The 8,856-nt window shown below is 64.6% G+C and carries 9 protein-coding genes; 6 read left to right on the top strand and 3 right to left on the bottom strand.

All coding sequences use genetic code 11. From position 1 onward, the window contains the following. The 3 genes from VK804_RS17620 to lpxA form a co-directional block, all read left to right on the top strand. On the top strand, window positions 1-1,394 hold a 1,394-nt coding region (locus VK804_RS17620; protein WP_325372534.1), incomplete at its 5' end, for an FAD-binding oxidoreductase. Window positions 1,395-1,552: 158 nt separating this feature from the next. Continuing rightward, window positions 1,553-1,957, top strand: coding sequence for a hypothetical protein (locus tag VK804_RS17615; RefSeq protein WP_325372532.1), 405 nt, complete (start codon window positions 1,553-1,555; stop codon window positions 1,955-1,957). A gap of 150 nt (window positions 1,958-2,107) precedes the next feature. Then, window positions 2,108-2,893, top strand: a complete 786-nt coding sequence (gene lpxA / locus VK804_RS17610) for an acyl-ACP--UDP-N-acetylglucosamine O-acyltransferase (RefSeq protein ID WP_325372530.1) — start codon at window positions 2,108-2,110, stop codon at window positions 2,891-2,893. Between the two features lie 9 nt (window positions 2,894-2,902). On the opposite strand, the gene VK804_RS17605 is transcribed toward lpxA, so the two are convergent. Both VK804_RS17605 and VK804_RS17600 read right to left on the bottom strand, forming a co-directional pair. Next, the gene (locus VK804_RS17605) at window positions 2,903-3,727 is read right to left on the bottom strand and encodes an alpha/beta hydrolase (RefSeq protein ID WP_325372528.1); all 825 of its coding nucleotides are present in this window, start codon (window positions 3,725-3,727) and stop codon (window positions 2,903-2,905) included. 292 nt (window positions 3,728-4,019) lie between these two features. Continuing rightward, complete coding sequence (locus VK804_RS17600) at window positions 4,020-5,642, bottom strand: ABC-F family ATP-binding cassette domain-containing protein (RefSeq protein ID WP_325372526.1); 1,623 nt, start codon at window positions 5,640-5,642, stop codon at window positions 4,020-4,022. Between the two features lie 134 nt (window positions 5,643-5,776). Between VK804_RS17600 and VK804_RS17595 the strand changes: the two genes are divergently transcribed. Both VK804_RS17595 and VK804_RS17590 read left to right on the top strand, forming a co-directional pair. Beyond that, the gene (locus VK804_RS17595) at window positions 5,777-6,739 is read left to right on the top strand and encodes an alpha/beta hydrolase (RefSeq protein WP_325372524.1); all 963 of its coding nucleotides are present in this window, start codon (window positions 5,777-5,779) and stop codon (window positions 6,737-6,739) included. A gap of 132 nt (window positions 6,740-6,871) precedes the next feature. Continuing rightward, complete coding sequence (locus VK804_RS17590) at window positions 6,872-7,120, top strand: hypothetical protein (RefSeq protein ID WP_325372522.1); 249 nt, start codon at window positions 6,872-6,874, stop codon at window positions 7,118-7,120. A 63-nt stretch (window positions 7,121-7,183) separates the two neighbouring features. Here VK804_RS17590 and VK804_RS17585 read toward each other — a convergent pair whose 3' ends face one another. Further along, entirely contained in the window at window positions 7,184-8,059 is an 876-nt protein-coding gene (locus VK804_RS17585) for an MBL fold metallo-hydrolase (RefSeq protein ID WP_325372520.1), read from the bottom strand. A gap of 275 nt (window positions 8,060-8,334) precedes the next feature. On the opposite strand from VK804_RS17585, the gene VK804_RS17580 reads away from it, so the two are divergent. Beyond that, window positions 8,335-8,856 (top strand): alpha/beta family hydrolase (locus VK804_RS17580; RefSeq protein ID WP_325372518.1); only part of this gene is annotated, 522 nt, incomplete at its 3' end.

Raw genomic sequence — 8,856 nt, 5'->3', positions numbered from 1 at the left:
TGAAGCGGCCGGAGCCGAGCGCGCTGGCGAGCACCATCGACGCGCTCGCCGCACGATTCGGCAACCGGCTCATCACCTCGCAGGCGGTGCGCGAGCAGCACGCCCATACCACGACCTGGCTGCCGTCGCAGCCGCCGGACGCGGTGGTGTTTGCGCTAGGGGCCGCCGATGTCCAGGACGTGGTGCGGATTTGCGCTGGGCATAGCGTGCCGGTGATCGCCTTCGGCACCGGCACCTCGCTGGAGGGGCAGGTCAACGCGCCGGCGGGCGGCGTCTCGATCGATCTTCGCGACATGAACAGGGTGCTGGAAGTCCACGCCGACGACCTCGATTGCGTGATCCAGCCCGGCGTCACCCGCAAGGCGCTGAACGAACATCTGCGCGACCAGGGCGTGTTCTTCCCGATCGATCCGGGCGCCGATGCTTCGCTCGGCGGCATGGCGTCGACGCGGGCCTCCGGCACCAATGCGGTACGCTACGGCACCATGCGCGACAATGTGCTGGCGCTGAAAGTCGTGCGCGGCGACGGCGAGATCATCACCACAGGCACGCGGGCGAAGAAATCCTCGGCCGGCTACGACCTGACGCATCTGTTCGTCGGCGCCGAGGGCACGCTCGGCATCATCTGCGAACTGACCATCAAGCTGCGCGGCATTCCCGAAACCATCGCCGCGGCGGCCTGCTCGTTCGAAACCGTGCGCGGCGCCTGCCAGGCGACCATCATGGCGATCCAGACCGGCATTCCCGTGGCACGGATCGAACTGCTCAACGCCGAGCAGGTGCGCGCCTGCAACGCCTATTCGAAACTGTCGCTGCCGGAGACGCCGCTATTGCTGCTCGAATTCCACGGCAGCGAGAACGAGGTCGCCGAGCAATCCCGGAATTTCAGCGAGATCGCCAGGGAATGCGGCGGCGGCGACTTCAGCTGGACCACGCGTCCGGAGGATCGCACCAAACTGTGGCAGGCGCGGCACGACGCCTATTGGGCGGTGAAAGCCCTGCGGCCCGGCGCCGGCGTGGTCGCGACCGACGTCTGCGTGCCGATTTCGCGGCTGGCCGATTGCGTGACCGAAACCGAGGCGGATCTGAAGCGTTTCAACCTGCTCTCGCCGATCGTCGGCCATGTCGGCGACGGCAATTTCCATTGCTCGCTGGCGTGCGATGTCGACGACCGCGACGAGATGCTGCGCGGCGAGGAATTCATGCATCGCCTGGTGGAACGCGCGCAGGCGATGGGCGGCACCTGCACCGGCGAGCACGGCATCGGCCAGGGCAAGCAGAAGTACCTCAAGGCCGAGCTCGGCCCGGAGGCCCTCAATGCAATGCGCGCGATCAAGCAGGCGCTCGATCCGCAGAATATCTTCAATCCCGGAAAGATATTGCCTGCGGTATAGGGAGCGGCTCCGCCACGGGCTAATGTGGAAGAAGGACAGGCGCTGAGGGCGCCCGATCCGCGGAAGACGTTTGCCGGAAATCTCGCAGCTTCCCATCGAACATACCTGCCCGCCGGCCGCGGCCTGATCTATGCTTGCGGATATTTGGGGCATGGGCGATGTGGTGGTTCGATAGGCAAAAGCCCAAGGACATCTGGGATGAGGAAATCCAGTGGCCGATCGACGATATCGAGGCGGCGCACCGGATCCGCGAGATCTGCCGATCGGCGGCCGATAGCGCGGAACAGGCAGGTGGCGTCGAGCGGCCGAACAGCAGGAAGCGGAAACCGGATGACAAGAACAAGCAGCACCAGGCCGAACGCTATGAACGCGCCGCCAAGGCCGCGATGGAAATCGCCATGAAAATATCCGACGACCTGTTGCGCGATTCCTCGGTGCGCCAGATCGTCGGCCTTTGTGTGAAGGCGAACAATTTCAGGACCGCGCGGATCCTGTTTCGCGCCATTCAGGCGTCCTCGATCCGGGAAGACGTGCTGAACGACCATCCGATGCTGCGGCAGTGAACTTGCCGGCCGGTCCGGGCGGGCTCGACGCCGGCCAAGGCTCGGAACCTGACCGCGGCAAACCAGCGCCCCTGCTTCAATTGCACGCAGGCATCCGGGCTTGCGCTCGTCCGGGGAGCCGGAGAGACTTCACGTTTTGGGAGATTTTGAATGACGATCGATCCGACCGCGCGGATTGAGGACGGCGCTGTCGTCGGCCAAGGCACGTCGATCGGCCCGTTCTGCCATATCGGCCCCGACGTCGTCATCGGCGCCGACTGCCGGCTGATGGCGCATGTCAACGTGACCGCGCGGACCACGATCGGGGACGGTTGCACGATCTATCCGTTCGTTTCGCTCGGCACCGCGCCGCAATCCCTCAAGCACAACGGCGAGCTCACCCGCCTCCAGATCGGCCGCGGCTGCACCATCCGCGAACACGTCACGATGAACGCCGGCACCGTGGCCGGCGGCGGCATTACCAGCGTCGGAGATCGCGGCACCTTCATGAATTGCAGCCATGTCGGTCATGATTGCCGGGTCGGCAGCGACGTGATTTTCGCCGCCTCGGCGACGCTCGGCGGCCACTGCGAGGTCGGCGATTTCGTTTCCATGGGAAGTCTCGCCGCCGCCCATCAATTCGTCAGGATCGGGTCGCAGGCGATGGTCGCCGCGACCAGCTGCGTTCGCGGCGACGTCATTCCGTTCGGACTGGCGAGCGGCCAATACGCCAATTTGGAAGGCCTCAACACCGTCGCCATGGAGCGCCACAATTTTGCACGCGAACGCCTCGCGGTGATCGGCATGTTCTATCAAAAGCTGTTTCACGGCGCCGGGGTCTTTGCCGAGCGTCTGTGCGAGGCAAGAGAACGCGCGGCCGCGGATCCCGCGATCGCGGAAATCCTGGCCTTCATTAGCGCCGACAGCCACCGCTCGCTGTGCCTGCCACGGTATTGACCCCGAACGCTACGCTTTCAGGAAGGCCAGCAGGTCGGCGTTGATGGTGGCTGCTTCCGTGGTCGGCATGCCGTGCGGAAAATCCTTGTAGGTCTTCAGCGTTCCGTTCTTCAGCAGCTTTGCCGACAACGGTCCGGCGGCGACATAGGGCACGATCTGGTCGTCTTCGCTGTGCATCACCAGCACCGGCACGGTGATCTTCTTGAGATCCTCGGTGAAGTCGGTCTGCGAGAAGGCGACGATGCCGTCGTAATGCGCCTTGGCGCCACCCATCATGCCCTGGCGCCACCAGTTGGCGATGACGGCCTCCGAGGCTTTTCGGCCTGGACGGTTGTAGCCATAGAACGGACCCTCCGGGAGGTCGCGATAGAACTTCGTGCGGCTGGTCGCGAGCTGCGCCTGAAGGTCGTCGAAGACGGACTTGGGAAGTCCGAGCGGATTGGCCGCGGTCTTCAGCATTAGCGGCGGCACCGCGCTGATGATCGCCGCCTTCGTCACCCGGCTTTGGCCGTGCCGGGCCAGATAATGCACCACCTCGCCGCCGCCGGTGGAATGACCAACATGAATGACGTTGCTCAGATCGAGATGCGCTGTCACCGCCGCGAGGTCGTCGGCATAGTGATCCATGTCGTGGCCGTCGCCCACCTGGGTGGACCGGCCGTGGCCGCGGCGGTCATGGGCGATGACGCGGTAGCCGTGACCGAGGAAGAACAGCATTTGCGCATCCCAGTCGTCGGCCGACAGCGGCCAGCCATGGCTGAACACGATCGGCTGACCCTTGCCCCAGTCCTTGTAGTAGATCTCGACGCCGTCCTTGGTGGTGATCGTGGGCATGTGACGCTTCCCTTGGCTCTCGATGTCGCCCCATCGCGAACATCCAACGCAGCGCACCGTCAATTTTGGAGCGCTCGATGCCTCGGCCATATGACCATGGCGCCAGCAGAACCCAAGAGGCCGGCATGATCAAATCCGCGGCAACCCTTGTGCTGGCGCGAACCGCAGCGCGGGCAGCCCATGTTCATGCATCGCGCCGGCAGTCATCGGCTACTTTGCATGGGGTTGTTTTCGATATTTTGTCGATGAGACGCCCGGCGCGCGATACGATGTCACGATAGCTGCCCGCCGCTCAGCCCCGCAGGCCCGGTGCCTCGTGGCCGGTACGGGCCACATATTCGGTGTAGCCGCCGCCGTACTGATGAATGCCCTCAGGCGTCAGCTCCAGCACCCGGTTGGACAACGCCGCCAGGAAATGGCGGTCGTGCGACACGAACAGCATGGTGCCTTCATATTGCGACAGCGCCGCGATCAGCATCTGCTTGGTCGCGATGTCGAGGTGGTTGGTCGGCTCGTCCAGCACCAGGAAATTCGGCGGGTCGAACAGCATCTGCGCCATTACCAGCCGCGCCTTCTCGCCGCCCGACAGCACCCGGCATCTCTTTTCGACGTCGTCGCCGGAGAAGCCGAAACAGCCGGCCAGCGCGCGCAGCGAACCTTGGCCGGCCTGCGGAAAGCAATCCTCCAGCGACTGGAATACCGTGCGCTCGCCGTCCAAAAGATCCATGGCGTGCTGGGCGAAGTAGCCCATCTTGACGCTGCCGCCGAGCGCCACCGTGCCGTCATCGGGTTCGGTCGAGCCCGCCACCAGCTTCAACAGCGTCGACTTGCCGGCGCCGTTGACGCCCATGACGCACCAGCGCTCCCGGCGCCGAACCATGAAGTCGAGCCCGTCATAGATGCTTCGTGCGCCATACCCCTTTCGCACCTTCTTCAGGCTCACCACGTCCTCGCCCGAGCGCGGCGCCGGGAGGAAATCGAACGCCACGGTCTGGCGGCGCCGCGGCGGCTCGACCCGTTCGATCTTCTCCAGCTTCTTGACCCGGCTCTGCACCTGGGCTGCGTGCGAGGCGCGCGCCTTGAACCGCTCGATGAACTTGATCTCCTTGGCCAGCATCGCCTGCTGCCGCTCGAACTGGGCCTGCTGCTGCTTTTCGCTGAGCGCGCGCTGAGCCTCGTAGAACTCGTAATTGCCCGAATAGGTCGTCAGCTGCCCGCCATCGATCTCCACCACCTTGCCGATGATGCGGTTCATGAACTCGCGGTCGTGCGAGGTCATCAGCAGCACGCCCTCGTAACCCCTGAGGAACTGCTCCAGCCAGATCAGGCTTTCCAGGTCGAGATGGTTGCTCGGCTCGTCCAGCAGCATGGCGTCGGGCCGCATCAAGAGGATGCGCGCCAGCGCCACCCGCATCTTCCACCCGCCCGACAGCGCGCCGACGTCGCCTTCCATCATCTCCTGGCTGAAGGAAAGCCCGGCGAGCACTTCGCGCGCGCGCCCTTCCAGCGCGTAGCCGTCGAGTTCCTCGAAGCGCGCCTGCACCTCGCCGTAACGCGCGATGATGTCGTCCATCTCATCGGCCCGGTCAGGGTCGGCCATGGCGGTCTCGAGTTCCTTCAACTCGCCGGCCACGGCGCTGACCGGACCTGCGCCGTCCATCACCTCCGCCACCGCGCTGCGGCCGCTCATCTCGCCGACGTCCTGGCTGAAATAGCCGATGGTAATGCCGCGATCGAGCGCCACTTGCCCCTCGTCGGGCTGCTCCTCGCCATTGATCATCCGGAACAGCGTGGTCTTGCCGGCGCCATTGGGACCGACCAGGCCGACCTTCTCGCCCTTTTCGAGCGCCGCGGACGCCTCGATGAAGAGGATCTGGTGACCGATCTGCTTGGATATGTTGTCGAGACGAATCATTTCCACACGGGTTCTGACAAGGAATTTGCGCCGCTCTTAAGCCATGTGGCGCGGCCGCGGAAGGGTTTTCCGCGCTTATTGCGGGAGCCACGGGCGGACCCTATGCTGTCGCGCTTTTCATCGCCGGGGGCTTCATGACCACACCGCTCGATCCCGTCATCGCTCAGATCATTCCACTGCTGCCGCTGCGCGATCCTGCCACGATGACGCCGCAGAGCGCGCGCGATGCGCTCCGCGCGCTCGCCGCGTCGCGCGCCGCGATTCCGCCGCCGCCGGTCGAGAGCGCAGCCGACAGGCAGGTAAACGGCGCGGCCGGACCGCTTGCGGCGCGGGTCTACCGCATCTCACGCGAGAGATCGCCGACCGTGGTGTTTTTCCACGGCGGCGGCTGGGTCGCCGGCGATCTCGAAACCCATGACCGGCAGGCGCGTCTGCTCGCCATCGAGACCGGCGCCGTCGTCGTTTCGGTCGATTACCGGCGTCCGCCGGAAACGCGCTTTCCCGGCGCGTTCGAGGACGGCTTCGCCGCCATGCGCGACGTACTCGCAGGCATCGGCGAATTCGGCGGAGATGCTTCGCGCGTCGGCGTCGCCGGGGACAGCGCCGGTGGCAATCTGGCGGCGGCCGTGGCGATCGCCTGTCGGGACGCCGGCATCGGCCTCGCCGCGCAATTGCTGGTCTATCCCGTCACCGACGTCGCCGGAAACTACGCGGACGCCGGGGAGAATGCGCGCTTTCCCTCGCGCGCGGAAAACGCGGAAGGCTACTTCCTGTCGCGCGCGGTGATGCAATGGTTTGCCGGCCACTATCTTGCCGACGAGAAACACGGCCTGGACTGGCGGGTTTCGCCGCTGCGCGCGAAAAGTCTGGCCGGCCTTGCGCCCGCGGTCGTCTGCACGGCGTGGTTCGATCCCTTGCGCGACGAGGGCAAGGCCTATGCCGACGCGCTTCGGGGCGCCGGTGTCGCGACCAGCTACCATCACGGCGCCGGCCTGATCCACGGCTATTTCGGCCTCGGCGAAGCCTCGGAAACCGCCAAGGCCGAGGCGCAACGGGCGCGCGCCGATTTCAGGGGACTGCTCGAGCGGGGCGTATGAACGTAGTCCGGACGCGGGAAGCAGACCTAACGACATCAAGTCCTTTAATCGAAGAAGTTCAGTTTAGGAGCTTGATCGCGCCGGGATTCCAAGGTCCAATCCAGACACTGTGTTGGCCCAGGGAGAGACCCCATGATGAAGCGAATATTCTTGGCTGCAATTGTCGCCGTGTTTGCGATCGGCTCCGCCGTCGCGCAGGAATCCTGTGAGAGCAAGGCCGTCGGCAAGGACGGCAAGGCTCTCGCCGGCGCGGCGAAAACCTCGTTCATGAAAAAGTGCATGGCCGATTCATGCGCGACGAAAGCCGTCAGTTCGGACGGCAAGCCGCTGGCGGGCGCGGCAAAGAACAGCTTCATGAAGAAGTGCGAATCGGGCACGTAAGCGATTGATTGCTTTGACAGGGGCGCTCGGCAACGAGCGCCCCTGGTGATTCCGGATACCTGATCAGTCCCGCTTGAAGCGGTAGTTGAAGCGGTCCCCATCCGCGGTGATCAGGCCCGCCGTCGGTGTCGGGAAATGGATCGGCAGGATCAGCGTATCGGTGCCGGCTACGGCAGCAAAAAACTTGCGGCGCGACACTGCCGATTGCTTCGGGTCCCAATCCGGCTTTGCCGACCAGTCCGGCTCGCGGCACTGGATCATGTGGTGCATGAGATCGCCGGCCACCACCGCGCGCTGGCCGCGGGAGAAGATGTTGACGCAGCAATGGCAGGGCGAGTGCCCGGGCGTCGGCGTCAGCGTGATGGTGTCGTCGAGCGCGTAATCGTCATCGACCAAAAGCGCCTGTCCGGCTTCGACGATGGGCAGGCAGTTGTCGCGGAATACCGTGCCGGGCGGATTGGCGCCTTTGGCGTGCTCGGCCTCCCAGGCCGCATATTCCTTCTTGTGAAAGATGTATTTCGCATTCGGGAACGTCGGCACCCAGCGGCCATCCCGCAACGTGGTGTTCCAGCCGGTATGGTCGATATGCAGATGCGTGCAGAACACGTAGTCGATCTTGTCGTAAGCGATGCCGAGCGCAAACAGCTCGTTGCGCCAGCGCTCCTTGCCGGGAAAATCGAACGGCGGCGGATGGCCCTTGTGTTCGCCGGTGCAGGTGTCCACCAGGATGGTATGACGCGGCGTCCGCACCACGAAAGTCTGGTAGGTGATGACCATCATGCCCAGCGCCGAATCGAAAACCTCCGGCGCCATCGAGGGCAAGTGATGCCTGAAGATGGCCTCGTCATAGTCCGGGAAGAAGTCCTGCGGCCGCCGCCACGGTCCCTCGCGTTCGATCACCGCGTCGATGGTGATGTCGCCGATCTTGAGCTGTTTCATTCGCTTCCCCCTGGCTTGTTGGGGGCGAGCGTAACGGGCGCCTTGCGGCCGTTCAAGCCGAGGGCAACGCATGCGGCTCCGACGATTCGGCACATCAGATCGCAGGTCTACCCAACGGCTGGCGCTCATCTTGTTGCAGAACGTTCAATTTACCGATGGCGGCAAGATAAGCCTCGGTCGAGCCGTTTCCGCGAGCGATCGCGTAAGATAGGCTATGAGGAGCCCTGTCTTTGAAAGGACAATCGGGACGCTTCCATGTCCGCGGGGAAAGCGAGATGAATGCCGTCAGGCCGCAAGAATTGAAACTGAAAGTCGACGGCGCGAACGTCGTTTCCGCGCTGCTGCTCCGCCCCCCATCGACGCAAGCCTGCCTTGTCTTCGCCCATGGCGCGGGCGCCGGGATGACCCACCCGTTCATGGAATTGGTTGCCTCGGGTCTTTACGACCGCGGCATCGCGACGCTACGCTTTCAGTTTCCCTATATGGAAAAAGGCAGCAAGCGGCCGGATGCGCCCGGTATCGCGCATGCCGCCGTGCGCGCCGCCGTGGCTGAAGCCGCGCGATGCTGCGCGGGGCTCGCGCTTTTTGCCGGCGGCAAATCGTTCGGCGGCCGCATGACGTCGCAGGCGCAGGCGATCGCGCCCTTGGCCGGCGTCCGTGGACTTGCCTTCCTGGGTTTTCCGTTGCATCCGGCCGGCAAGCCGTCCGACACGCGGGCAAAGCAGCTCGGGGAGGTCCATGTCCCCATGCTCTTTATTCTGGGCACGCGTGACAAGCTTGCCGAGCCGCACCTGCTC

It is taken from the genome of Bradyrhizobium sp. (genome assembly GCF_035484855.1).
Classification (GTDB): domain Bacteria; phylum Pseudomonadota; class Alphaproteobacteria; order Rhizobiales; family Xanthobacteraceae; genus Bradyrhizobium.
Note: the sequence above shows the minus strand (reverse complement) of the source record. Positions and strands in the feature narration are given on the sequence as shown.